The following is a 24679-nucleotide window of genomic DNA, read 5'->3' as shown; positions in this document are numbered from 1 at the left end:
ATCTCAAGAGAACGTGCTCAAGAGACCTAAAGTCGCACTGGCATTGCCTAGCTATGATCGACAGCGTTTGAGCGGCATTCGTCGAGGTTGGTGCCCGCCTTGAGCGATCCCTCGTGGAACTGGTCCTTTGGGATCAACGGGTGGCCCGTTCCGACGCTGGCGATGCTCACCGCCTGTCGTTAAGTGAGGCGCTTTCTATAGGCGAGAATCGGTCCAGTCAAGGCGAAACGACAGTCAGAAAGCGCTTCATGCGCCTGCAGAAATGGCCTCTTCGGTGCCCTCACCGTGCCGGCCCGATCGTGGAACGAAGGACCTGCTTCGTCGGCCTCGACGATATTATACCCGGATTAAATATACTTTTATTACCAAACCGAGGCCCTTTTCCCAGCTTGTGAGCGAATCCGCCTTGTGCGGCGGGGATCCAGTGCAATTGCCTGCCGTGACACCCGGTCGCGCCAGCGATCTCCGGGCAGCGCGGATCGATCGGCAGGAGTTGATGCCACCAACCTGAGGAAGCCAAAAATCAGCGGCTCGGCTCCGGCCGAACGATTTGCATCCGGGAATCACCGAGCCGGAGCTGCAGTGCCCGGCCCCGGTCACTCCTCGTCCTCTTCGTCATCGTCTTCGTCGTCATCGCTTCTGTCGTCGTGAGCCGGCGCGCCATGCGGCTGGTGGATCTGGTCGTTCCACAGCTTGCGATAGGTGCCGTTCTTGGCGAGCAATTCGGCATGGGAGCCGCGCTCGATCGCCCTGCCCCCTGAAATCACGATGATCTCGTCCATCTCGACCACCGAGGTCAGGCGGTGAGTCGACCAGATCATGGTGCGGCCCTTGGCGATCTTGAGCAGCGTGCGGTTGATCGCCGCTTCCGTGGTCTGGTCGAGTGCCGAGGTGGCTTCGTCCAGCAGCAGCACCGACGGGTTGCGGATGATTGCGCGTGCGATTGCGATGCGCTGGCGCTGGCCGCCAGACAGCGTGTCTCCACGCTCGCCGACCGGCGTGTCGTATCGCTGCGGCAGGCTCATGATGTAGCGGTGGATCTCGGCCTTCTTGGCCGCGTCCTCCACCTCCGCGTCGGTCGCCCCCTCTTTGCCGAGCCGGATGTTCTCGCGGATCGACATGTTGAACAGCATGTTCTCCTGGAACACCACCGCCATGCTCCGGCGCAGCGAATCCAGCGTCACCTTGCGAACGTCGACGCCGTCGATGGTGACGCGGCCTTCGTCGGGCACGTAGAGCCGCAGGATCAGATTGAGCAGCGTGCTCTTGCCGGAGCCACTCGGGCCGACGATCGCGATGCGCTTGCCGGCATTGAGCTTGAGGCTGAGATTGTCCAGCACCGGCGTCTGACTGCCCTCGTACCGGAAGGTGACGTGATCGAAAGTGATGTCGTTGGTGATGCGCGGTAGATCCGGCGCGCCGGGGCGATCGGCGCCGCGGGTCGGCTCGTCGAGCAGTTCCTGGATGTGGCGAATCGCGGCGGCCGAGGAGATCGACACCGGGATGAAATGCATCACGTGAGCGATGTTGTAGGAAACCTCCCAGAACGCACTCTCGAAGGTGACGAAGGTGCCGATGGTGATCTGACCCTTGGTTGCGAGATACGCGCCGATCGCGAGCACCACGAGGTGCAGGAGCAGCACCGAGATGGTGACCGTCCGCTCCACCATGGTCGAGAGAAAGGCGGCCGAGGCGATCTTGTTGCGGGTCTCGTCGTTCCGCAAGGCGAAGAAGCCGAACATCTTGCGTTGCAGGCTGAACGCCTTGATCACGGCCTGGGCGGCCACGTTCTCCTGCACCATGCCGAGCAGCGCCGACTCGTTGAGCTTCTGCTCGTAGTTGGCCTGCACCGCCTTGGACGTCAGGATCCGCGGGCCGATCAGCGTGATCGGAAACACCAGCAGCGCGACGACGGCGAGCTGCCAGTTCAGGAACAGCATCAGGATGATGCCGGCCACCAGTTCCAGGAACGGCAGCGCGGCACTGTTGGCAAAGGTCTTGACCGAGCCTTCAAAGGCCGAGAGATCGACCGAAAAGCGCGACAGGATCTCGCCGCGCCTGGTGCGGCCGAAATAAGCCGCCGGCAGGTCCTGGACGTGCTCGAACAGGCGCTTGCGGACGTCGGAGATGATGCAGGCGGCGAGGCGCGCATCCCAGCGCTCGTACCAGACGGCAACGATCGAGGTGAAGATGCCGGCGACCGCAAGCACGCCGAGGATCTTGTACAGCGCCTGGAAATCCTCCTCGCCGAGCGCTTCGTCGATCAGGAACTTGAGACTTAGCGGCATGATGACGTTGAACAGCGTCTCCACGAAGACGCCGAACGCCACGAATGACAGCATCCGCTTGTAGTTCGTCAGATAGGGCTTGACGAACCCGACGATGGTCGCGAGCGCGCCGGCGGCTTCGCTCGCGGTATAGACGACGAGGTCCTCGTCCTCATCGTCCTCGTCGAGCTCCAGCTCGTCGTCCCCCTCGTCTTCGCCGTCCTCGTCGTCTTCGAGGTCCGGCTTGGTCGCGGAGGCGAGCTTGTCGTCGAGTTCGACCGCCTCGTCCGTGGCGAGCTTCTGTTTGTCGGCAGAGACGGGCTTGTTGTCGGGCAAGAGAGGCTTGGATGCCATGAAACCAACCGATGCTGACGGCCGGCATGACCGCAGAGAATGCGCTATTGCACCGATTCTATGCGATCAGAATGAATTCGGCAAAACAATTGGCCAATCGATCCGCGCCCCGCGGCTAGTCCTCGTCCTCGACCTTGTCGAAGAAGGAATAGCGCAAACTGTCGGCGTCGGCATACCACTGCCCCGGCCCCTTGTTGGCGGCGAGCGTCGCCTCCCAGAGCGCATCGGTGCAATCCTTGCGGTGCATCGAGAGGTCGAAACCGTTGCCGAAGAACAGTTCGGACCATTCCCACCAAGTGGCGAGCTTCTTGACCCCGCGCAGCAGGTCGTAGCGGTCGATCAGCGCCGGCGCCATGTCCGAGGTGATCGAGCCGAACACGAGGCCGGTCTTGACCACGCGGTTGAGCTCGCGGATCGCACGGGCCACCTGCTTCGGAGACACGTGGCAGAGGCTGGTCTCGAACACGAAGTCGAACATGCCGTCCTTGAACGGCATGTCGGTGATCGAGCCGAGCTTGTTGTACTTCTTCAGCGCTTTCGGCGTCTTGGCGTGGATGGCGCGGTTGTTCTCGATTCCCCACGCATCGATGCCGCGATCACGCAGCGCGCCGACCAGTTCGCCGCTGGCGGAGCCCGCGACCAGCAGCTTGGCGCCCGTCGCCTTGCCCCAGACGATGCCGATCAGCCTGGTGAGGTAATCGGGATCGGTGAAGTGCCGCCACGCTTCATGATAGGGGCCGAGGCCGCGATAGTTCTCGAAATAGTCGCGATCGATCTTGTCCGACAGCGGCTTGTCGTCCTGTGAGCGCTCGCGGCGCAGGCGCATCATCTCGGTCAGGATGATGTCGGTCGCCGCATCCGAAGAATCGAGCAGGCCGTTCAGCGTCGAGTCGAACAGATAGTCGCCGACCACCACGATGCCGGGATGCTCCTTCGGCTCGGGCCGGTGGTTGGTCATCACGTCGCGTACGGGCAGACCGCCGGGAATCGCGTTCACCGACGACAGCCAGCGGTGGATCTTGCCTTCCATGAAATGCGAACGCGCATCGCCGAGAGAAGCCGGCAGCGATTTCAGGGCGGCATCGATCAGCTCCTGGTCCGACAGGTTGGCGAAAGCCAGCGCGTCGGAGCCGGGAATGAGCCAGTTCAGAACGCCATGCTTGCCGACGTCGTGGCGCGCGCCCTCGTTGTAGACGCAGCAGCCGCCGAAAGCCTCCGACATGAACCAGGCGCCCGGAATCTTCTCGCCCCAGAACGGCTCGTCGAACAGGATCGAGACGCGCAAATAGTGCGCGGGGCGGTCGAAATAGGCGACGTGCTTGACCATCGACTTGCGCAGCTGCTCGCCCTCCCAGCTGAGGGTGGCGAGCCACGAATGCGGCAGGCAGACCAGGACGAGATCGAAGTCGCGCGTCTCCGGTCCCTTGCCGTTCATCATCTTGAGCTGATAGCGGCCGGTCGGCGCCTTGCCGACGGTGAGCACGCGGTGATTGAGCTGGATGTCGGCATTGACCTCCGACTGCAGGCATTCGATCAGCTGCTCGTTGCCGTTCTGGATGGAATAGAGGCCGATATAGCCGTCGACGTCCATCAGATAGTTCTTGAGGGCGTTGAGACCGTTGGTGTTGTGGCTCTCGGTCGCGATGTCGGAGCGCGCCATCACCTTGAAGAAGCGCTTTGCCGTCTCGTCCTCGACCTCCTCGTCGAGCACCTGCTCGGCGGTCTTGTAGGCCCAGGGATTCTCGTTGTCGTGCGCGCCGACGCCCTCGTAATATTCGACCGGCGACAACATCTCGGTGCAGCGCTCGCGGAATGCCTCGATCGCGGCCGCGGTCTTGGCACCGTATTTGCGGCGCATGCCGGGCACGTCATTGAGGAGCTCGCCGCCGAAATGCACCTGCTCGGCGTCCATCGGAATGGTCTGGAGGCCGAAATGCTGGATCAGCTCGCGCAGCGGGTCCGGCCCCGTCATCGAGTAGTCGTAGATCTCGGCAACGCCGGCCTCGTACATCGCGGGCGCCGAATCGAATTTGCGCGTGACGATCTTGCCGCCCAGCCGGTCGGAGGCCTCGTAGATGGTGACGCGGCAGAGATCGCCGAGCTTACGCTTCAGATACCAGGCGCTCATCAGCCCGCCGGGGCCGCCGCCTACGATTGCGAGATCAAGCATGTGAGTTCCGTGGTCCTCCGGCGCTGCCCCCCATCACGGGACCACCGGTCTAAGCTCTCCTAGCAGAAGCGCTTTTACGGCTGAAGGAAAGATGAACAAAGGCTGATCCTGCATCGCAGCAAGCAATCAAAGCAGCAAAAAGGCCGGCAAAAGCCGGCCTTTTCGTTGTCCTCGGTATTCCTACGGATGAACGATCATTCCGCAGGCGGCAGCGCAGGAAGCTCAGCTTCCGGTGCCGGCGACACGACGGCCGTCTGCTTCTCGCGCTCGTCCAGGATCAGCTTGTCGCGCTTCATGGCGACTTCGCGGATCTTGGCCATGGAGGCGCCCGTGCCCGCCGGGATCAGCCGGCCGACGATGACGTTCTCCTTGAGGCCTTCGAGCGGATCGATCTTGCCGTTGACCGCCGCCTCGGTGAGGACGCGCGTGGTCTCCTGGAACGATGCCGCCGAGAAGAAGGACCGGGTCTGGAGGCTCGCCTTGGTGATGCCGAGCAGAACCGGCGTTCCCGTGGCGGGCTTCTTGCCCTCTTCCTTGGCCTTCACGTTCAGCGCGTCGAACTCGATCTTGTCGACCTGCTCGCCGGAGATCATGTCCGTATCGCCCTGATCGGTGATTTCCACCTTCTGGAGCATCTGACGGACAATCACCTCGATGTGCTTGTCGTTGATGAGCACGCCCTGCAGCCGGTAGACCTCCTGGATCTCGTTGACCAGATAGGCCGCGAGTTCCTCGATGCCCTTCACCGCAAGGATGTCGTGCGGTGCCGGATTGCCCTCCACGATGAAGTCGCCCTTTTCGACGACGTCGCCGTCCTGAAGGTGGATGTGCTTGCCCTTCGGGATCAGGTACTCGCGCGGCTCGTCGGTCTTGTCCATCGGCTCGATCGAGATGCGGCGCTTGTTCTTGTAGTCGCGCCCGAACCGGATGGTGCCCGCGATTTCGGCGATGATCGCCGCATCCTTCGGACGCCGAGCCTCGAACAGTTCCGCCACCCGCGGCAGACCGCCGGTGATGTCACGCGTCTTGGCGCTTTCGGTCGAGACACGGGCGAGGATGTCGCCCGGCTGTACCTTGGCCCCGATGTCGACCGAGAGAATGGCATCGACCGACAGCATGTAGCGGGCATCGCCGCCACGGGCGAGCTTGAGCACCTTGCCGTCCTTGCCCTTCACCACGATGGCCGGACGCAGGTCCGCGCCGCCGCGCGTCGAGCGCCAGTCGATGACCACGCGCTTGGCGATACCGGTGGCTTCGTCGAGCGTTTCCGAGATCGACTGTCCCTCGACCAGATCCTCGAAGCCGATCGTGCCTTCGACTTCGGTGAGCAGCGGCCGGGTGTAGGGATCCCACTCGACGATGCGCTGGCCGCGCTTGACCATGTCGCCCTCGTCGACGTGCAGGCGCGAACCGTACTGGATACGGTGCGTCGCACGCTCGGTGCCGTCGGCATCGACGATCGCGACAACCATGTTGCGCACCATCGCGATCAGGTGACCTTCGCTGTTGCGGGCGATGGCCTTGTTCCGGATCACGATCTTGCCGTCGAAATTGGCTTCGACGAACGACTGCTCGTTGAGCTGCGCCGCACCACCGATGTGGAAGGTGCGCATGGTGAGCTGGGTCCCCGGCTCGCCGATCGACTGCGCCGCGATGACGCCGACTGCTTCGCCGTGGTTGACCGGCGTGCCGCGGGCGAGGTCGCGGCCGTAGCACTTGCCGCAGATACCGTTGACGAGCTCGCAGGTCAGCGCCGAGCGGATCTTCACCTCCTGCACGCCACCCTGCTGAATGGCCTCCAGGTGGCTCTCTTCCATCAGCGTATCGCGCTTGATGATCACCTTGCCCGAGCTGTCACGCACGTCTTCGCAGGCCGTGCGTCCGAGGATGCGCGAGCCGAGCGAAGCCACCACGGTGCCGGCATCGACGATGGCGCGCATCTTGATGCCGAGCTTGGTGCCGCAGTCGCTCTGCGTGATGATGCAGTCCTGCGCCACGTCGACGAGACGACGCGTCAGGTAGCCGGAGTTCGCGGTCTTCAACGCGGTGTCCGCGAGGCCCTTGCGGGCGCCGTGGGTCGAGTTGAAGTACTCGAGCACCGAGAGGCCTTCCTTGAAGTTCGAGATGATCGGCGTCTCGATGATCTCGCCCGACGGCTTGGCCATCAGGCCGCGCATGCCGGCGAGCTGGCGCATCTGGGCCGGCGAACCGCGGGCACCGGAGTGGGCCATCATGTAGATCGAGTTGATGTCGGCGTCGGCTCCGCTCGCCGTCTTCTTGGTGGCGGAGATCTCCTTCATCATCGCCTTGGCGATTTCTTCCGTGGCCTTCGACCAGGCGTCGACGACCTTGTTGTACTTCTCGCCATGCGTGATCAGACCATCGTTGTACTGCTGCTCGAAATCCTTCGCCAGCGTACGGGTGGTATCGACGATCTTCCACTTGCCGTGCGGCACGACCATGTCGTCCTTGCCGAACGAGATGCCGGCCTTGAACGCGTTGTAGAAGCCGAGCGCCATGATGCGGTCGCAGAAGATCACCGTCTCCTTCTGTCCGCAGTGACGGTAGACCTGATCGATGACGCCGGAGATCTCGCGCTTGGTCATCAGCTTGTTGATGATCTCGTACGAGATGCGCGGGTTCTTCGGCAGCAAATTGCCGAGCATGACGCGGCCGGCGGTGGTCTCGATCCAGCGCCTGGAGACCTTGCCGGTCTCGTCCATGCCTTCCCACCGGTACTTGATCTTGGTGTGGAGGTGGATGACCTTCGCGTGCAGCGCGTGCTCGAGCTCGGCCATGTCGCCGAACACCTTGCCCTCGCCGGGCAGGCCTTCGCGCATGATCGAGACGTAGTACAGACCGAGCACGATGTCCTGCGACGGCACGATGATCGGCTGGCCGTTCGCCGGATGCAGGATGTTGTTGGTCGACATCATCAGGACGCGCGCTTCCAGCTGCGCTTCGAGCGACAGCGGAACGTGCACGGCCATCTGGTCGCCGTCGAAGTCGGCGTTGAACGCGGAGCAGACCAGCGGGTGGAGCTGGATCGCCTTGCCCTCGATCAGCACGGGCTCGAACGCCTGGATGCCGAGGCGATGCAGCGTCGGTGCGCGGTTGAGCAGCACCGGATGCTCGCGGATCACCTCGTCCAGGATGTCCCAGACCTCGGGCCGCTCCTTCTCGACCAGCTTCTTCGCCTGCTTCACCGTGGTGGACAGGCCCTTGGCGTCAAGCCGCGAATAGATGAACGGCTTGAACAGCTCGAGCGCCATCTTCTTCGGCAGGCCGCACTGGTGCAGGCGCAGCTCGGGACCGACCACGATCACCGAACGACCCGAATAGTCGACGCGCTTGCCGAGCAGGTTCTGACGGAAGCGGCCCTGCTTGCCCTTGAGCATGTCGGCGAGCGACTTCAGCGGGCGCTTGTTGGCGCCCGTGATGACGCGGCCGCGGCGGCCGTTGTCGAACAGCGCGTCGACGGCCTCCTGAAGCATGCGCTTCTCGTTGCGGATGATGATGTCGGGCGCGCGCAGCTCCATCAGCCGCTTCAAGCGATTGTTGCGGTTGATGACGCGGCGGTAGAGGTCGTTGAGGTCCGAGGTCGCGAAGCGGCCGCCGTCGAGCGGCACCAGCGGACGCAGGTCCGGCGGGATCACCGGCACCACGGTCATGATCATCCATTCCGGCTTGTTGCCGGAGTGGCGGAACGCTTCCACGATCTTCAGGCGCTTGGCGAGCTTCTTGTGCTTGATGTCGGAGTCGGTCTCCTGCATCTCGACACGCAGGGAAGCCTCGAGCTTCTCGAGGTCCATGCCCTTGAGCAGCTCGCGGATCGCTTCGGCGCCGATCATGGCGGTGAAGGAATCCTGGCCGTACTCGTCCTGCGCCTTCAGATACTCGTCTTCCGACAGCAGCTGACGGTCCTTCAGCGCGGTGAGGCCCGGCTCCAGCACGACGTAATATTCGAAGTAGAGGATCCGCTCGAGATCCTTCAGCGTCATGTCGAGCAGGAGGCCGATGCGCGAGGGCAGCGACTTCAGGAACCAGATGTGGGCGACGGGAGCTGCGAGCTCGATATGGCCCATGCGCTCGCGCCGGACGCGCGACAGCGTAACCTCGACCGAGCACTTCTCGCAGATGATGCCCTTGTACTTCATGCGCTTGTACTTGCCGCACAAGCACTCGTAGTCCTTGATCGGCCCGAAGATGCGGGCGCAGAACAGGCCGTCGCGCTCGGGCTTGAAGGTGCGGTAGTTGATGGTCTCCGGCTTCTTGATCTCGCCGTAGGACCAGGACAGAATCTTCTCTGGGGACGCGATCGAGATCCGGATCTGGTCGAAGACCTGAGCCGGCGTCGTCGGATTGAAGAGATTCATAATTTCTTGGTTCATCGTCTTCTCCTCGCGTGCCGGTCGCCTCCGGCCGCAAATTCGAAAATCATTCAACGAGGCGCCCTGCCCTCAAGGCCTCGGGAAGGGCGCCGATGCCCGGCCGCGAAGGCCGGGCATGAAAGGTCGAATTACTCGGCCGCTTCCGACGTCGGCGCCGGTCCCATCTTGGAGTTGTGCAGGTCGACGTTGAGGCCGAGCGAGCGCATTTCCTTGACCAGCACGTTGAACGATTCCGGAATACCGGCCTCGAACGTGTCGTCGCCGCGCACGATCGCCTCGTACACCTTGGTACGGCCGGCGACGTCGTCCGACTTCACCGTCAGCATCTCCTGGAGCGTGTACGCCGCGCCGTAAGCCTCGAGCGCCCACACCTCCATTTCGCCGAAGCGCTGGCCGCCGAACTGCGCCTTGCCGCCCAGCGGCTGCTGGGTGACGAGCGAGTACGGACCGATCGAACGCGCGTGGATCTTGTCGTCGACCAGATGGTGCAGCTTGAGCATGTAGATGTAGCCCACCGTCACCTTGCGATCGAACGGATCGCCGGTGCGGCCGTCATAGACGGTCGACTGACCCGAAGCGTCGAGACCGGCAAGCTTCAGCATCTCCTCGATGTCGGCTTCCTTGGCACCGTCGAACACCGGCGTCGCGATCGGCACGCCGCGGCTGAGGTTGTGGCCGAGTTCAAGCAGCTCGTTGTCGTTGAGCGACTTGATCGTCTCGTCCTCGCCGTAGACCTTCTTCAAGGTTTCCTTCAGCGGCTTGATGTCCTGCTTCGACAGGTACGCATCGACCGTCTGGCCGATACGCTTGCCGAGGCCGGCGCAGGCCCAGCCGAGATGGGTCTCGAGGATCTGTCCGACGTTCATGCGCGAGGGCACGCCGAGCGGATTGAGCACGATGTCGGCATGCGTGCCGTCTTCGAGGAACGGCATGTCCTCGATCGGCACGATCTTCGACACCACGCCCTTGTTGCCGTGGCGGCCGGCCATCTTGTCGCCGGGCTGGATCTTGCGCTTCACCGCGACGAAGACCTTGACCATCTTCATCACGCCGGGCGGCAATTCGTCGCCGCGCTGAAGCTTCTCGACCTTGTCGAGGAAGCGCTGTTCCAGCCCCTTCTTCGACTCGTCGTACTGCTTCCGCATGGCCTCGATTTCGGCCATCAGCTTGTCGTTCGGCGAAGCGAACAGCCACCACTGCGACTTCGGGTACTCCTCGAGCACCGCACGGGTGATCTTGGTGTCCTTCTTGAAGCCTTTCGGACCCGCAATGCCCTGCCGCCCCTCGAGGAGCTCGGCAAGACGGTTGTAGACGTTGCGGTCCAGGATCGCCTGCTCGTCGTCGCGGTCCTTGGCAAGGCGCTCGATCTCTTCCCGCTCGATCGCCAGCGCACGCTCGTCCTTGTCGACGCCGTGACGGTTGAACACGCGCACTTCGACGATCGTGCCCTGCACGCCCGGGGGAACGCGCAGCGAGGTGTCGCGGACGTCGGAGGCCTTCTCGCCGAAGATGGCGCGCAGGAGCTTCTCTTCCGGCGTCATCGGGCTTTCGCCCTTCGGCGTGATCTTGCCGACCAGGATGTCACCGGCGCGCACTTCCGCACCGATGTAGACGATACCGGCTTCGTCGAGGTTCTTCAGCGCTTCTTCCGAGACGTTCGGAATGTCGCGGGTGATTTCCTCAGGTCCGAGCTTGGTGTCGCGGGCCATCACCTCGAACTCCTCGATGTGGATCGAGGTGAAGACGTCTTCCTTCACGATCCGCTCCGACAGCAGGATCGAGTCTTCGAAGTTGTAGCCGTTCCACGGCATGAACGCGACCAGCACGTTGCGGCCGAGCGCGAGCTCGCCGAGATCGGTCGACGGACCGTCAGCGATGATGTCGCCCTTCTTGACGATGTCGCCGACCTTCACCAGCGGACGCTGGTTGATGCAGGTCGACTGGTTCGAGCGCTGGTACTTCATGAGACGGTAGATATCGACGCCCGACTTGGTCGGATCGAGATCTTCCGTCGCGCGGATGACGACGCGGGTCGCATCGATCTGGTCGATCACGCCCGAACGGCGCGCCGCGATCGCGGCGCCCGAGTCACGGGCAACCACGCCCTCCATGCCGGTGCCGACGAACGGCGCCTCGGCGCGAACCAGCGGCACCGCCTGGCGCTGCATGTTCGAGCCCATCAGCGCGCGGTTGGCGTCGTCGTTCTCGAGGAACGGGATCAGCGCCGCGGCGACCGAAACGAGCTGCTTCGGAGACACGTCCATGTAGTCGACCTTGTCGGGCGTCATCGGCACGACGTCGCGGGTTCCGCTCGAGCGGCAGACCACCAGGTCTTCGGTGAAGCGGCCCTTGGCGTCGACCGGCACGTTGGCCTGGGCCACCGAATAGCGCCCTTCTTCCATCGCCGACAGGTACACGACCTCGTCGGTGACGCGGCCGTCCTTGACCTTGCGGTACGGCGTCTCGACGAAGCCGTACTTGTTCACGCGCGCGAAGGTCGCGAGCGAGTTGATCAGGCCGATGTTCGGACCTTCCGGCGTCTCGATCGGGCAGATGCGGCCGTAATGCGTCGGATGCACGTCGCGCACCTCGAAGCCGGCGCGCTCGCGAGTCAGACCGCCCGGTCCGAGCGCCGACAGGCGGCGCTTGTGGGTGATCTCCGACAGCGGGTTGGTCTGGTCCATGAACTGCGAGAGCTGCGAGGAGCCGAAGAACTCGCGCACGGCGGCGGCCGCCGGCTTGGCGTTGATCAGGTCCTGCGGCATGACCGTGTCGATATCGACCGAGGACATGCGCTCCTTGATCGCGCGCTCCATGCGCAGGAGGCCGATGCGATACTGGTTCTCCATGAGCTCGCCGACCGAACGCACACGGCGGTTGCCGAGATGGTCGATGTCGTCGATCTCGCCCTTGCCGTCGCGCAGATCCACCAGCGTCTTGATGACGGAGAGGATGTCCTCCTTGCGCAGCGTGCGCTGGGTGTCGGGCGCATCGAGGTCGAGGCGCATGTTCATCTTGACGCGGCCGACCGCGGAGAGGTCGTAGCGTTCGGCGTCGAAGAACAGCGACTGGAACATGGCCTGCGCCGATTCCAGCGTCGGCGGCTCGCCCGGACGCATCACGCGGTAGATGTCGAACAGCGCGTCCTCACGCGTCATGTTCTTGTCGGCTGCAAGCGTGTTGCGGATGTAGGGGCCGACATTGACATGGTCGATGTCGAGCAGCGGCAGCTCCTTGTAGCCCTGCTCGTTGAGCGCCTTCATCAGCTTGTCGGTGATTTCCTCACCGGCCTCGGCGTGGATCTCACCGGTCTTCGGGTTGACGAGATCCTCGGCGACGTAGTTGCCGACCAGCTCCTCGTCGGCCATGCGCAGCGCCTTCAGCCCCTTCTCCTGGAGCTGGCGGGCGGCGCGGACGGTGAGCTTCTTGCCCGCCTCGAGCACGACCTTGCCGGTGTCGGCGTCGATCAGGTCGTTGACGGTCGAGTAGCCGCGGAAACGGTTGGCGTCGAACGGAACGCGCCAGCCTTCCTTGGTCCGCTTGTAGAGAATCTTCTTGTAGAACGTGGACAGGATCGCCTCGCCGTCGAGGCCGAGGGCGAACATCAGCGACGTCACCGGAATCTTGCGGCGACGGTCGATACGCGCATAGACGATGTCCTTGGCGTCGAACTCGATGTCGAGCCAGGAGCCGCGATACGGGATGACGCGGGCGGCGAACAGCAGCTTGCCCGAAGAATGGGTCTTGCCCTTGTCGTGGTCGAAGAACACGCCGGGCGACCGGTGCATCTGCGAGACGATGACGCGCTCGGTGCCGTTGACGATGAAGGTGCCGTTCATCGTCATGAGCGGGATGTCGCCCATGTAGACGTCCTGCTCCTTGATGTCCTTCACCGACTTCGCGCCGGTTTCCTCGTCGATATCGAACACGATGAGGCGCAGCGTCACCTTGAGGGGTGCAGCGAAGGTCATGCCGCGCTGGCGGCACTCGTCGACGTCATATTTGGGCTGCTCGAACTCGTAGCGGACGAATTCCAGCATCGAGGTGCCCGAAAAGTCGGAGATCGGAAACACCGAGCGGAACACCGCCTGCAGACCCTCGTCGAGACGGCCGCCCGGGGGTTCGTCGACCATCAGGAACTGGTCATAGGACGCCTTCTGAACCTCGATGAGGTTCGGCATCTCGGCGACTTCCTTGATGTGTCCGAAGAACTTGCGAACACGTTTGCGACCGGTGAATGTCTGCTGCGCCATCGTGGCCTCTCATTTTCGTCGCCCGCTCTGGGCGCGCCGTCCGGAACGCGGCTGCCACCGCTCTCCGGGTTGAATTTTCGAACCCGCCTTGGGGGCCAGAGACGCAGCTTCAGGCTTGAATGTCCTGAATCTGTTCTTCAGACCTTCAAAACGCAAAACGACGCGCGGGGCGCAAGAGCGCACCCGCCCGTCACAACGATCGTCTTCACGGACTGCAAAAGCCCGAAATAGCCTGCTCTCCCAACGGCTTACAGGGAAATCCGGAATCCCTGCCCACCGCGCTTTCGTGCTGCCGACCCGATATGGGGCGACAATAGTGCAGATTCGAGGGGTAAACCCTCAAATCCCCACACTTTTTCGTGTTCGGCCTGCGTCGGGACGTTCCGTCGCACGCCTTTTACATCCGGCCCACCCCTCTCAAGGAGCGGACCGGGATCCCGGACCTCGCCGATGCGCGGCCGGGATCCCGTCAGCAAGCGTTGCTTACTTGAGCTCGACCTTGGCGCCAGCCTTCTCGAGCTGGGCCTTGATCTTGTCGGCTTCTTCCTTGTTCACGCCTTCCTTCACCGGCTTCGGAGCCCCCTCGACGAGGTCCTTTGCTTCCTTCAGGCCGAGACCGGTGATGGCGCGGACTTCCTTGATGACCTCGATCTTCTTGTCGCCGGCGCTGGCGAGAACGACCGTGAACTCGGTCTTCTCTTCCGCCGGAGCGGCAGCGGCACCACCAGCAGCCGGGCCGGCCACGGCGACAGCCGCGGCGGCCGAAACGCCCCACTTCTCTTCGAGGAGCTTCGCCAGTTCGGCAGCCTCGAGCACGGTGAGGCTCGAGAGGTCGTCAACGATCTTCTGCAAGTCAGCCATTGTTCAGTTTCCTTACGTGTAAGTCTGGTTCGGGTTTGAGTTTTGCGAAGGGCGTCAGGCCGCTTCGCCCTTTGAGGCATGAGCCTGGATGACGCGCGCGAGCTTGCCCGCGGGCGCATTGGCGAGCTGGGCCAGTTTGGTCGCCGGGGCCACGATGAGGCCGACGATCTTGCCGCGCAGTTCGTCAAGCGACGGCAGCGAGGCAAGCGCCTTCACGCCGTCGACATTCAGGACGGTCTTTCCCATCGACCCGCCAACGATGACGAACTTTTCGTTCGCCTTGGCGAATTCGATGGCGACCTTTGGCGCCGCTACCGGATCGTTCGAAGTGGCGATCACGGTCGGTCCCTTCAGCATGGGGCCGATGGCAACGACGTCAGTGCCTTCAAGAGCAATTTTGGCGAGACGGTTCTTCGAGACCTTCACCGCAGCACCCGCCTGCTTCATCTGCTGGCGCAGCTTCTGCATCTGGGCGACGGTGAGGCCGGAATATTGAGCAACGACCGCGACGCTCGTGGTCTTGAAGACCTCATTGAGCTGTTCGACCGCTTCTTTTTTTGCCGCTCGTTCCACAGCAAGCTCTCTCCGGTTGGCGGTCATCGCGAGAAGCGGGACCGCCGGGTTGCACCCATCGTCCCACCCAAAACCTGAACCTCGGGGCCAAAACCCTTCGGACACGCGCCGGGCAAGACGACAATTCAAAGCCTGCCCTCCGGGAGCCCCTTGGAGGCCCACGGCGTGTCGAGGTCCGAACCAGACCCGTTTCGCGAACCCAACCGTTGAAGCTGGGCGCGAAGTGAAATCCGGTCTTCACCCGTCTATGCAGGCCATGCGATTAAGCCGTTGAGAAATCGAAATTTCCCGCAGGCGCCTGCAGTCTTGGACAGGACGAGGCCAGCCGGCGAACCGTCCGACCTCTGCCCGCATCCCACCAACCGACGGGTTTTCCTTCCTTTTCGGGCAAATCCTTGCGGACGTCCTGAAAAGGAATGATCTCCTGTCGCGTCAGGTTTTCGGAATGCGTGCACGAACGCGCCAGCCGAGGCCGGCACGTCCGGAGGCGGTTCTTTAACCGCTCTCTGCCTGCTTGCCAAGAGCAAAATTCACACCAGTTCCAATCGATTGCCGGCCAGGCTTGATCTCGGCCGACAAGGCCCGATTTCAAGCCGATTTAACCGCATAAGGGAGCGATTTGCCCTCGAAGAACGCGATCAGGTTGGCCAGGACGCAATTCTGCATGGCAACGTGTGATTCCAGGGTGTGGCCGCCGATATGCGGGGCGAAGACCACGTTCGGCAGCGCCGTCAGCGCATCGGGGGCGTGCGGTTCCGTCTCAAAGACGTCGAGGCCGGCGCCGGCGATGGTCTTGTCGGCGAGCGCCGCGACCAGGGCTTTCTCGTCGATGACGGAGCCGCGGGAGATGTTGACGACATAGCCGTCCGCGCCGAGTCGCCGAAAGATATCGGCATTGACGACATGCTGGGTCTCGGCCCCTGCCCGGACCGCGATCATCAGTACGCTGCACCAGTCGGCCAGCGCCTCCAGAGAGGAAAAATATCGATAGGGCAGATCGTATTTGGTGCGGCTGAAATAGCCAACCTCGCTCTCGAAAGCCGCGCAGCGCACGGCGATCTTGCGGCCGATCTCGCCCATGCCGTAGACCCCGATGCGGCGGCCGGGCATGCCGGCCTGAGGCCGCATCATTGGCGACTGTTTTGACGCCGCCCAGTCGCCACTACGGACATATTGGTCGGCGACCAGAAGCCGCCGCGTCGCCGCGAGCATCAGGGTCATCGCGATATCGGCGACCGAAGCCGCATTGGCGCCCGGGCTGTGGCCGACGGCGATGTTGCGCGCGGCGGCTGCCTTCAGATCGACGCCGTCATAACCGGTGCCGTAGCAGATGATGGCGCCGAGCCTTGGAAACAGGTCCATCGCCTCCGCGCCGAGCGGGGTCCCGCCCGCGGTCAGCATCGCGCGAATGCCCCTGAGCTCATCCGCCGGAAAAACCTCGTGCGCGGGCTTGCCAGCGGTGTCGAGCAGTTCGAACCGCTCGGCGAAACGCGCCATCATCGTTTTCGGAAAGCGCGAGTAGATCAGGACCTTGTCAGCCATTGTTCTTGTTTCCGGAGAGCGCGGCCACAAACGACGAGGGGCGGAATCGGTTGCCCAATTCCGCCCCTCGCCTCATGCAATTTCCGAACCTTAGCCGAGAATGGTGCCCGGCTCGACCTTCACGCCCGGGCCCATGGTCGAGGACACCGCAACGCGCTGGATGTAGGTACCCTTGGAACCAGCCGGCTTCGCCTTGGAGACGGCATCCGCCAGGGCCTTGATGTTCTCGACCAGCTTCTCCTCGGAGAACGAGGCCTTGCCGACGCCGGCCTGCAGGATGCCGGCCTTCTCGACGCGGAACTCGACCGAGCCGCCCTTGGCACCCTTCACCGCGCCGGTGACGTCCATGGTCACGGTGCCGATCTTCGGGTTCGGCATCAGGCCGCGGGGGCCGAGCACCTTACCCAGACGGCCGACCAGCGGCATCATGTCGGGGGTGGCGATGCAGCGGTCGAAGTCGATCGAGCCGTTCTGCACCTTTTCGACCAGGTCCTCGGCGCCGACGACGTCGGCACCGGCCGCCTTGGCCTCGTCGGCCTTCGCGCCCCGGGCAAACACGCCGACGCGGAGCGTACGGCCGGTACCGTTCGGCAGGGTCACGACGCCGCGGACCATCTGGTCGGCGTGACGCGGATCGACACCGAGATTGATCGCGACCTCGATGGTCTCGTCGAACTTCGCCTTCGCGCGCTCCTTGACCATCTTGATGGCGTCCGCGAGCGGGTAAAGCTTTTCACGATCAATGCCTTCGCGGGCTTTGTTCAAACGCTTTCCGATTGCCATGACCGCTTACCCCGCAACTTCCAGACCCATCGAACGGGCAGAGCCCTCGACCATCTTCATGGCCGATTCGATGGTGTCGCAATTCAAGTCCTTCATCTTCTTCTCGGCGATCTCGCGCACCTGCGCCTTGGTCACCTTGCCGGCCTTGTCGCGGCCCGGCGCCTTCGAGCCGGACTGGATCTTGGCGGCCTGCTTGAGGAAGTAGGACATCGGCGGCGTCTTCATCTCGAAGGTGAAGGAACGGTCCGCATAGATGGTGATGATCACCGGGATCGGGGTGTTCTTCTCTTCCTTCTGGGTCTGGGCATTGAATGCCTTGCAGAACTCCATGATGTTGAGACCGCGCTGACCGAGCGCGGGACCGATCGGGGGCGAAGGATTCGCCGCGCCGGCCGGGACCTGAAGCTTCAGGTATCCGGTCACTTTCTTTGCCATGTATCACTCCTGTTGTGCCGGCATGTCGCCGGCGGTTTCAGGTTCGTGGTCGGGATCGATGTGCGGCTGGCAACCGCCTTCGTCCTCCCACGGCCTCTTGTCGCGCAAGGCCTGAAGCCTCACGCCTCGTCCGGTCAGACCTTCTCGACCTGACCGAATTCCAGCTCGACCGGCGTTGCGCGGCCGAAGATCGACACCGCGACCTTCACGCGCGAGCGCGCCTCGTCGATTTCCTCGACGACACCCGAGAACGAGGCAAACGGGCCGTCGGCCACGCGCACATTCTCGCCGATCTCGAACGACACCGACGCCTTCGGCCGTTCCACGCCCTCCTGCACCTGGTGCAGGATGCGCATGGCCTCGGCCTCAGAGATCGGCATCGGCTTGTTTTCCGCGCCGAGGAAGCCTGTCACCTTCGGCGTGTTCTTGATCAGATGGAACGCCTCGTCGGTCAGCTTCATCTTCACCAGCACATAGCCCGGGAAGAACTTGCGCTCGGCATCGATCTTGCGGCCGCGGCGCACTTCCGTGACCTTCTCGGTCGGAACCAGCACCAACTCGAACAGATCCTCGAGGCCGCGCTGCTTGGCCTGCTCGCGGATCGATTCGGCGACCTTCTTCTCGAAGTTCGAATAGGCGTGAACGATGTACCAGCGCTTGTCGGACAATTGAGCGGTTGCCGTTGCCATCAGTGAATGCCCAGGAGGAAGGTGATGAGGTAGCGGATGATCTGGTCGGCGGCGAAGAAGAAGATCGAGGCGACGGCGACCATGACGAACACCATGATGGTGGTGATCGTGGTCTCACGACGGGTCGGCCAAGTGACCTTGGCGGTCTCCGAACGCACTTCCTGCAAGAACTTGAACGGGCTGACTGCCATCGTTTTGATGTCCAACGTCCGTCGACAGACGCGAATGAATTTCGGGGATCCGAACAGCCGCCGTTGGCCCAGCCCTCTGTCTCGAAGGATGAGCCGGAAACCGGGCTCGATTGTTCGGGGATTTCAAAGCCGCGCCGGAGATCCGCGTCTAACGGGCCGGCTGCGAGTGCCGGGTAAATACTGCGGATGGGGCCAAAGGTCAAGATACGGGGCTTCGCGGCGAGAAGCCGGCGTCCTCAGGCGACCATGCACACCCCAAGGAGGATCAAGGACTTATTCCCCGTCCCAGCGGGGGCGAGATCAGCCCCGGAACCTCCCTGACCAACCCGCCGCCCGGATCAGTCGGCCCGGTCGACCATGGAGACACCCGGGAGCGGCACCACGAATTTTCCACCCTCGGCGAAATAGCGGGCGTGCTTGGCCCGGATCGGGTCGACATAGCGCCAGGCGAACACCACGACGAACGCGGGCTTGCGCTCGTAGAGGGCCGCCGGGGGCAGAATCGGAATGTCGTAACCCGGGCCTGCCATCACGTTCCCCTTCTTGGGGTCGTCGTCCACCAGGAAGTCGATCTTGTTCTCCAGGCCGAACTGCGGGAGCAGCGTCGTGGTGCCGACCGAGACGCCGTAGCCGGCGACCAGCTGCCCTCTCGCATGGGCGGCATCGGCCATCGCGACCAGCTCGTCGCGGATGGCCGCGATCCTCTTCACATAGGGCGCATAATAGGCCGGCTGATCGACGCCGAGCCGGTCTTCCTCAGCGATGAACTTCGCAACCTCCGCTGACGGCTTCTTCGTACCGCCGGCGCGCTGGACCGTCACGCGGATCGAGCCGCCCTTGGTCCAGATGTGCTGAACGTCGATCACTTCCATGCCGAGCCGCGCGAAGAAGCGCGTCAACGGCTTGATGTTAAAATAGGACAGATGCTCGTGATAGACGGTGTCGAGCAGGTTCTTCTCGGTGACATCGACGCCGTACTGCGTCTCGAAGACGAACAATCCATCCGGCGCGAGCACGTCGCGAACCCCGATCACCAGCGGATCGAGATTGTCGACATTGGCGATCATGTTGTTGGCGATCACGACGCTCGCCGCACCATGGCTTTGCAGGATGCGGTGCCCGATCGCGTCCGTGAAGAAATCGCCGATGGTCTCGATCCCGGCTTCCGTCGCACGCCGCGCGATGTCGACAGCGGGATCGACACCCAGCACCCGCATGCCGCGCTCCTTGAAGAAGCCGAGCAACGATCCATCATTGCTGCCGAGTTCGACGACCAGCGAGCCCGGCGCGATCCCGAAGCGGCTGACGACGTCGTTGGCATAGCCTGCGAAATGCTCCCGCAAGCCGAGCGAGAGCGAGGTGGTATAGACGTAGTTGCGGTACTGGATCTCCGGATTGCCGACATGGAGAATCTGGAGGTGGCCGCAGTCCCGGCACAGATGCAGCGCCATCGGTACCGCGGCCCGGAAGACCGGATCGTCGACGCTCGCGTCCGGCACCTGGAAGTTCGGCGTGCCGATGGGCATGCCGGCCATCGGCACGACCAGCTCCTGCTTGTCCGAATGGCAGAGGCGGCAAGTTTGGCGGACGTAGAACAGGTTTTTCATCGTGGAACCGAGATATGAGATATGCGAGCGAGTGAGACAGCCCCACCCTGTGAAGACCAGATCGGCAACGGGCTCAAGCAGGTCATGAGTGGCTCGAGACTTCGGTGCCCTGCCCCAGCGCGAAACCGGGCGCTTCCTCCGCCGCCCTGGCGGCCTTGTCCGCGGAATACGACCCGCGCTCCGGACTCGCCAGCCAGATCACGCCGCCGACGAGGCCGACGATCACGCTGATGGCACCCAGCAGGAGTGAAACCGAAAGCGCTTCCTCGGACGGCACGCCCGCAAGACCGAGACATGCGACCATCGCCCCTTCGCGAACGCCCCAGCCGCTGATCGAGATCGGAACGGCCGTCAACAGCACGACCGGCGGAATCAGGATGCCGGCGTCGAGGATCGAGAGCTGCGCTCCGACACCGCGCGCCAGAGTGTAGCAGGCCGCCGCCGTCACGAGATGGATGAGGAGCGCGGATCCGAACAGCAAACCACGGCGCTCGGATTGCAGCAGAAGAAACCTGACGAGCGCTCCGAACCGGACGAAGCTTGCGATCGCGGGAAGCGCGATGAGGCGTTTCGGCAGACGGTCGAGCGTCAACAGGACCACGGTGCCGGCGACGCCCGCCAGCGTCAGTCCGCCGATGGCCAGGATCGCGGCCGGATTGGACACGCGTGACAGCAGAAACGGCAATCCGGCCACCATCAGCACGATCAGCCCGATCAACGCCGTGAAGCGGTCTGCCGCAACGCCCTTGACCGCCTCCGACCACTGCACGCCACGTTGGCGGAGCAGCCACATCCGCACCGCGTCCCCGCCGACCGACGACGGCAACACCTGATTGAACCAGAGGCTGATCATGAGGATCCGCCAGCCCGCGAGCCAGTTCAGCGGCACGCCGAGCGCACGCATGATCAGCTCCCACCGGCCGTTGAGCACGAAGGTCTGAAAGAAGATCAGCGCAAACGCGACGACGAACAGGACAGGATCGACCGAGACGAGATGGGTTCGCAATTGGCGCAGGTCGAGGCCGCGCGCGATGTAGACCAGCACCGCGACCGACAGCAGCAGCTTCACCGAAAACAGGGCCGCATGCTTGAATCGCGACTGCATCGGATGCCCGCCTCAGGACGCCGGATATTCCGCACGACCGATGACGAGGTCGATTGCGGCCATCATCCAGAACTGGTGCGTGGTCTCGACAATGTTGTAGCTGCGGCTGTCGACCCAGAAATTGACGTCGCCGAGATTGCGCAGCGGATTGTCCGCATTCATGCCCGACAGCGTGATCACGTCGAGCTTCATCGTACGCGCCTGCGCAACTGCATTGAGAATGTTCTTCGAACGTCCGGACGAGCTGATCGCGACGAGGCAATCGCCGCCGCGGGCATTCAGCCGCACTGCGTGCGCGATCCAGTCCTCGAAGCCGTAATCGTTGGCAAGGCACGACATCATGCTCGCATCGCTGAAGCAGAGTGCAGGCACCGACGCATTCTTCGCCAGATCGATCGCCAGATGCGAGGCGATGCCGGCCGAGCCGCCATTGCCGATGAAGATGACACGACCGCCCTGCTCTCGCGTACGCAACCAGGACGCGCGCGTGGCGGAGATCCTGGCAAAAATACCGTCGTCGATCGCCGTCGCGCGATGCAGGCGGCCCACGTAGTCGTCGAGAAAGGCCTTATGCTCGGGATCGACGGACTCGGCAGGCATGGGCTGGCGGCTCGATTGCAACATGTCCGGGTGATACCGGCTATTACCAAGGATTGCAAAGGTATAATACTTGCAAAGTTTCCGAGCGGCTGGTAGTCGGCTTTCGGGTTTCACTCAACATTGGCGAGCCTGTTTCGCTGGGCATTCGCGTCACGGATGTTCCCCATGAAATGCATCGTTACTGGCGGCGCCGGTTTCATTGGCAGCCACCTCGTCGATCGCCTGCTCGACGATGGCCATGAGGTCATTGCGCTCGATAATTTCGTTATCGGACGCGCCGAGAATCTGGCCGCGCGCGCCAGTTCGAGCCAGTTGAAGGTCGTGCGGGCGGACGTCACCGACCTCGACGCGATCAAACCGTATTTCCACGGTATCGATTGGGTCTTCCATCTCGCGGCACTGGCTGACATCGTTCCCTCGATCGAGTCCCCGATCCCGTATCACCGCGCCAACGTCGACGGCACGGTCAATGTTCTTGAGGCTGCGCGGCACGCGGGCGTCAGCCGCTTCGTCTATGCGGCGTCATCGTCCTGCTACGGCATCCCCGACACCTATCCGACGCCGGAGAGCGCCGAGATCCGGCCGATGTATCCCTACGCACTCACGAAGAATCTCGGCGAGCAGTGCGTCATGCACTGGTGCCAGGTCTACAAGCTGCCTGCCGTGGCGCTACGCCTGTTCAACGTGTACGGGCCTCGCCATCGCACCACGGGCACCTACGGTGCCGTGTTCGGCGTGTTCATGGCGCAGAAGCTTGCGGGCAAGCCCTTCACCGTGGTCGGCGATGGCGAGCAGACCCGCGACTTCACCTTCGTCAGCGATGTCGCCGATGCCTTCGTGACCGCGGCGCGCTCCGATGTCTCGCATGAGATATTCAACGTCGGTTCGGACAACACCTACAGCGTCAACCGGCTGGTCGAGCTTCTCGGCGGCGACAAGGTCCATATTCCCAAGCGTCCCGGCGAGCCCGATTGCACATACGCCGACATCACCAAGATCAAACGGGTCCTGAAATGGGCGCCGAAGGTGAAGTTCGAGGATGGCGTCGCGACGATGTTGAAGTCGATGGACCAGTACAGGGACGCGCCTCTGTGGACTGTGGACAAGATCGCCGATGCCACCAAGGACTGGTTCAAATATCTCGGCGACGACGGCGATGCGGCGTCCGGCACTCCGCAGAAGGCGGGCCGTTGAGCAGACTCGTTCGACCCCGGCGTTCGTGCCGCCAACCGATCATTTCCGGGCCGGCCAGACCGACCCGCGCTTTGGATAATTCACATGGGTAATATTCCGACGGACAAGCCGACCGTTCATCCGGCGCCGCACCAGAAGATCAAGACGGTCGAGGAACTGGGCGAGATCGCGCGGGCCGCGCAGGCCGAGGGCCGGACCGTTGCGCTCTGCCATGGCGTGTTCGATCTCGTGCATCTCGGCCACGTCCGGCACATCCTGGCGGCACGCAACGAGGCCGATGTGGTCATCGTGACCGTCACGGCGGACCGCTTCGTCAACAAGGGGCCGGGACGGCCGATCTTTCCGGAGAACATGCGTGCCGAGATGCTGGCCGCGCTCGGCACCGTCGACTGGGTCGGCATCAACCGGACATCCAGCGCCGAGCCGATCCTCGATACCGTGCGCCCAGACATCTACGTGAAGGGCTCCGACTACGAGAATCCCGAGGACGACGTCACCGGCAAGATCGCGGTCGAGCGGGAGGCCGTCGAACGCCATGGCGGCCGCATCGTCTTCACCCGCGACGTGACCTTCAGCTCGTCGTCGCTGATGAACCGCTACTTCGACATCTACGATCCCCCTCTGCGCGATTACCTCCAGAAGGTGCGCGAAGGCGGTGGCGCCGAGCGCCTGCTGAAGCTGATCGACAAGATCCAGGACATGCACGTCGTGCTGGTCGGCGATACCATCATCGACGAATATCAGTACGTCACGGCGCTCGGAAAGGCCTCGAAGGAGAACATTGTCGCCACTCTGTTCAAGAACGGCGAGCAATTTGCCGGCGGTGTCATTGCCGCGGCCAATCACGTGGCGAGCTTCTGCAAGTCGGTGGAGATCGTCACGACGCTGGGTGGCAAGGACTACCCCGAAGAGTTCATCCGCGCGCATGTCCGCCCGAATGTCACGCTCACCCCGATCCGCATTCAGGGCCGCCCGACCACCCGCAAATTGCGGTACGTCGAGATGGGCTACCTGCACAAGCTGTTCGAAGTTTATACCATGGACGACACGCCGCTCGACGAGGCCGAGCGCAAGGAGATCGACCGTGTCACCGCCGAGCGCGTGCGCGGCGGTGACGTGGTCATCGTCACCGATTTCGGCCACGGCATGATCGCACCCAGCACGATCGACACGCTGATCGCAAACTCCAAGTTCCTTGCGGTCAACGCCCAGAGCAACAGCGGAAACCACGGCTACAATCTGATCACGAAATATCCGCGCGCCGACTACGTCTGCATCGACGCGCCGGAAGCGCGCCTGGCGGCCACCGACAAGTTCAGCGACATCGCGTCGGTGATCCAGGACCGCCTGCACCGCAAGATCGATTGCGACAACATGATCATCACGCACGGCTCCTTCGGCTGCTACCCCTTCTCGTCGAAGACCGGCGTCGCACGCGTGCCCGCCTTCACCAAGACGGTCGTGGATACGGTCGGTGCCGGCGATGCCTTCCTGACAATTACGGCGCCGCTGGTGGCAGCCGGCGGCAACATCGAAGACGTCGCCTTCATCGGCAACGCGGCGGGCGCGATCAAGGTGGGCATCGTCGGCCACCGCAGCTCGGTCGAAAAGGCGCCGCTGGTCAAATTTGTCACCGCGTTGTTGAAGTGACGCGAACGGGAATC

Annotated in this window: 16 protein-coding genes; 2 read left to right on the top strand and 14 right to left on the bottom strand. The window is 63.2% G+C overall.

Going from position 1 to position 24679, the window contains the following annotated elements; genetic code table 11:
- Nucleotides 1-596: 596 nt before the first annotated feature.
- The 14 genes from AC1RQP_RS38930 to AC1RQP_RS38865 all read right to left on the bottom strand — a co-directional run bounded on the left by AC1RQP_RS38930 (nucleotide 597) and on the right by AC1RQP_RS38865 (nucleotide 21821).
- Nucleotides 597-2621: an ABC transporter ATP-binding protein gene (locus tag AC1RQP_RS38930; protein ID WP_239624453.1), complete on the bottom strand. Its 2025-nt coding sequence runs from the start codon at nucleotides 2619-2621 to the stop codon at nucleotides 597-599.
- 115 nt (nucleotides 2622-2736) lie between these two features.
- Nucleotides 2737-4791, bottom strand: a complete 2055-nt coding sequence (locus AC1RQP_RS38925; protein ID WP_239624455.1) for an FAD-dependent oxidoreductase — start codon at nucleotides 4789-4791, stop codon at nucleotides 2737-2739.
- Between the two features lie 194 nt (nucleotides 4792-4985).
- Entirely contained in the window at nucleotides 4986-9182 is a 4197-nt protein-coding gene (rpoC, locus tag AC1RQP_RS38920) for a DNA-directed RNA polymerase subunit beta' (RefSeq protein ID WP_492942927.1), read from the bottom strand.
- 128 nt (nucleotides 9183-9310) lie between these two features.
- Nucleotides 9311-13435, bottom strand: coding sequence for a DNA-directed RNA polymerase subunit beta (gene rpoB, locus AC1RQP_RS38915; protein WP_492942925.1), 4125 nt, complete (start codon nucleotides 13433-13435; stop codon nucleotides 9311-9313).
- Nucleotides 13436-13918: 483 nt separating this feature from the next.
- Complete coding sequence (gene rplL, locus AC1RQP_RS38910) at nucleotides 13919-14296, bottom strand: 50S ribosomal protein L7/L12 (RefSeq protein WP_028177960.1); 378 nt, start codon at nucleotides 14294-14296, stop codon at nucleotides 13919-13921.
- A 54-nt stretch (nucleotides 14297-14350) separates the two neighbouring features.
- A complete protein-coding gene (rplJ, locus tag AC1RQP_RS38905) occupies nucleotides 14351-14869 on the bottom strand; it encodes a 50S ribosomal protein L10 (protein WP_025037001.1) in 519 nt (172 codons plus the stop codon).
- Nucleotides 14870-15457: 588 nt separating this feature from the next.
- Nucleotides 15458-16411, bottom strand: a complete 954-nt coding sequence (locus tag AC1RQP_RS38900) for a 2-hydroxyacid dehydrogenase (RefSeq protein WP_492942922.1) — start codon at nucleotides 16409-16411, stop codon at nucleotides 15458-15460.
- Nucleotides 16412-16501: 90 nt separating this feature from the next.
- The gene (rplA, locus tag AC1RQP_RS38895; RefSeq protein WP_018647230.1) at nucleotides 16502-17194 is read right to left on the bottom strand and encodes a 50S ribosomal protein L1; all 693 of its coding nucleotides are present in this window, start codon (nucleotides 17192-17194) and stop codon (nucleotides 16502-16504) included.
- Between the two features lie 6 nt (nucleotides 17195-17200).
- Nucleotides 17201-17629: a 50S ribosomal protein L11 gene (gene rplK, locus AC1RQP_RS38890; protein ID WP_011088164.1), complete on the bottom strand. Its 429-nt coding sequence runs from the start codon at nucleotides 17627-17629 to the stop codon at nucleotides 17201-17203.
- Nucleotides 17630-17763: 134 nt separating this feature from the next.
- A complete protein-coding gene (nusG, locus tag AC1RQP_RS38885; protein WP_028177956.1) occupies nucleotides 17764-18318 on the bottom strand; it encodes a transcription termination/antitermination protein NusG in 555 nt (184 codons plus the stop codon).
- Nucleotides 18318-18509 carry a preprotein translocase subunit SecE gene (gene secE / locus AC1RQP_RS38880; protein ID WP_007611620.1) on the bottom strand — a complete coding sequence of 64 codons (192 nt, stop codon included), beginning with the start codon at nucleotides 18507-18509 and terminating at the stop codon, nucleotides 18318-18320. The genes nusG and secE overlap by 1 nt, the downstream gene beginning before the upstream one ends.
- Before the next feature lie 338 nt (nucleotides 18510-18847).
- Nucleotides 18848-20116: a methyltransferase domain-containing protein gene (locus AC1RQP_RS38875; RefSeq protein WP_492942919.1), complete on the bottom strand. Its 1269-nt coding sequence runs from the start codon at nucleotides 20114-20116 to the stop codon at nucleotides 18848-18850.
- Nucleotides 20117-20198: 82 nt separating this feature from the next.
- Complete coding sequence (locus AC1RQP_RS38870) at nucleotides 20199-21221, bottom strand: lysylphosphatidylglycerol synthase transmembrane domain-containing protein (protein ID WP_492942917.1); 1023 nt, start codon at nucleotides 21219-21221, stop codon at nucleotides 20199-20201.
- 12 nt (nucleotides 21222-21233) lie between these two features.
- The gene (locus AC1RQP_RS38865; protein ID WP_492942915.1) at nucleotides 21234-21821 is read right to left on the bottom strand and encodes an SIS domain-containing protein; all 588 of its coding nucleotides are present in this window, start codon (nucleotides 21819-21821) and stop codon (nucleotides 21234-21236) included.
- Between the two features lie 165 nt (nucleotides 21822-21986).
- On the opposite strand from AC1RQP_RS38865, the gene AC1RQP_RS38860 reads away from it, so the two are divergent.
- Both AC1RQP_RS38860 and AC1RQP_RS38855 read left to right on the top strand, forming a co-directional pair.
- Nucleotides 21987-23015, top strand: a complete 1029-nt coding sequence (locus tag AC1RQP_RS38860; protein WP_239624466.1) for an SDR family oxidoreductase — start codon at nucleotides 21987-21989, stop codon at nucleotides 23013-23015.
- An 84-nt stretch (nucleotides 23016-23099) separates the two neighbouring features.
- Entirely contained in the window at nucleotides 23100-24665 is a 1566-nt protein-coding gene (locus AC1RQP_RS38855) for a PfkB family carbohydrate kinase (RefSeq protein ID WP_239624471.1), read from the top strand.
- The last annotated feature ends 14 nt before the right edge of the window (nucleotides 24666-24679 follow it).

This window comes from Bradyrhizobium sp. GW821-FHT13H06, from assembly GCF_058803975.1.
The sequence above is the reverse complement of the archived record's forward strand: the minus strand, read 5'-3'. Positions and strand labels throughout refer to the sequence as shown.

Coding starts and splice junctions, on each gene's coding strand:
- secE (WP_007611620.1), bottom strand. CDS start 18,509: ATGGCAGTCAGCCCGTTCAAGTTCTTGCAGGAAGTGCGTTCGGAGACC.
- AC1RQP_RS38855 (WP_239624471.1), top strand. CDS start 23,100: ATGGGTAATATTCCGACGGACAAGCCGACCGTTCATCCGGCGCCGCAC.
- AC1RQP_RS38925 (WP_239624455.1), bottom strand. CDS start 4,791: ATGCTTGATCTCGCAATCGTAGGCGGCGGCCCCGGCGGGCTGATGAGC.
- AC1RQP_RS38860 (WP_239624466.1), top strand. CDS start 21,987: ATGAAATGCATCGTTACTGGCGGCGCCGGTTTCATTGGCAGCCACCTC.
- AC1RQP_RS38865 (WP_492942915.1), bottom strand. CDS start 21,821: ATGCCTGCCGAGTCCGTCGATCCCGAGCATAAGGCCTTTCTCGACGAC.
- rplL (WP_028177960.1), bottom strand. CDS start 14,296: ATGGCTGACTTGCAGAAGATCGTTGACGACCTCTCGAGCCTCACCGTG.
- rpoB (WP_492942925.1), bottom strand. CDS start 13,435: ATGGCGCAGCAGACATTCACCGGTCGCAAACGTGTTCGCAAGTTCTTC.
- rplA (WP_018647230.1), bottom strand. CDS start 17,194: ATGGCAATCGGAAAGCGTTTGAACAAAGCCCGCGAAGGCATTGATCGT.
- rplK (WP_011088164.1), bottom strand. CDS start 17,629: ATGGCAAAGAAAGTGACCGGATACCTGAAGCTTCAGGTCCCGGCCGGC.
- nusG (WP_028177956.1), bottom strand. CDS start 18,318: ATGGCAACGGCAACCGCTCAATTGTCCGACAAGCGCTGGTACATCGTT.
- AC1RQP_RS38900 (WP_492942922.1), bottom strand. CDS start 16,411: ATGGCTGACAAGGTCCTGATCTACTCGCGCTTTCCGAAAACGATGATG.
- AC1RQP_RS38870 (WP_492942917.1), bottom strand. CDS start 21,221: ATGCAGTCGCGATTCAAGCATGCGGCCCTGTTTTCGGTGAAGCTGCTG.
- AC1RQP_RS38875 (WP_492942919.1), bottom strand. CDS start 20,116: ATGAAAAACCTGTTCTACGTCCGCCAAACTTGCCGCCTCTGCCATTCG.
- rpoC (WP_492942927.1), bottom strand. CDS start 9,182: ATGAACCAAGAAATTATGAATCTCTTCAATCCGACGACGCCGGCTCAG.
- AC1RQP_RS38930 (WP_239624453.1), bottom strand. CDS start 2,621: ATGGCATCCAAGCCTCTCTTGCCCGACAACAAGCCCGTCTCTGCCGAC.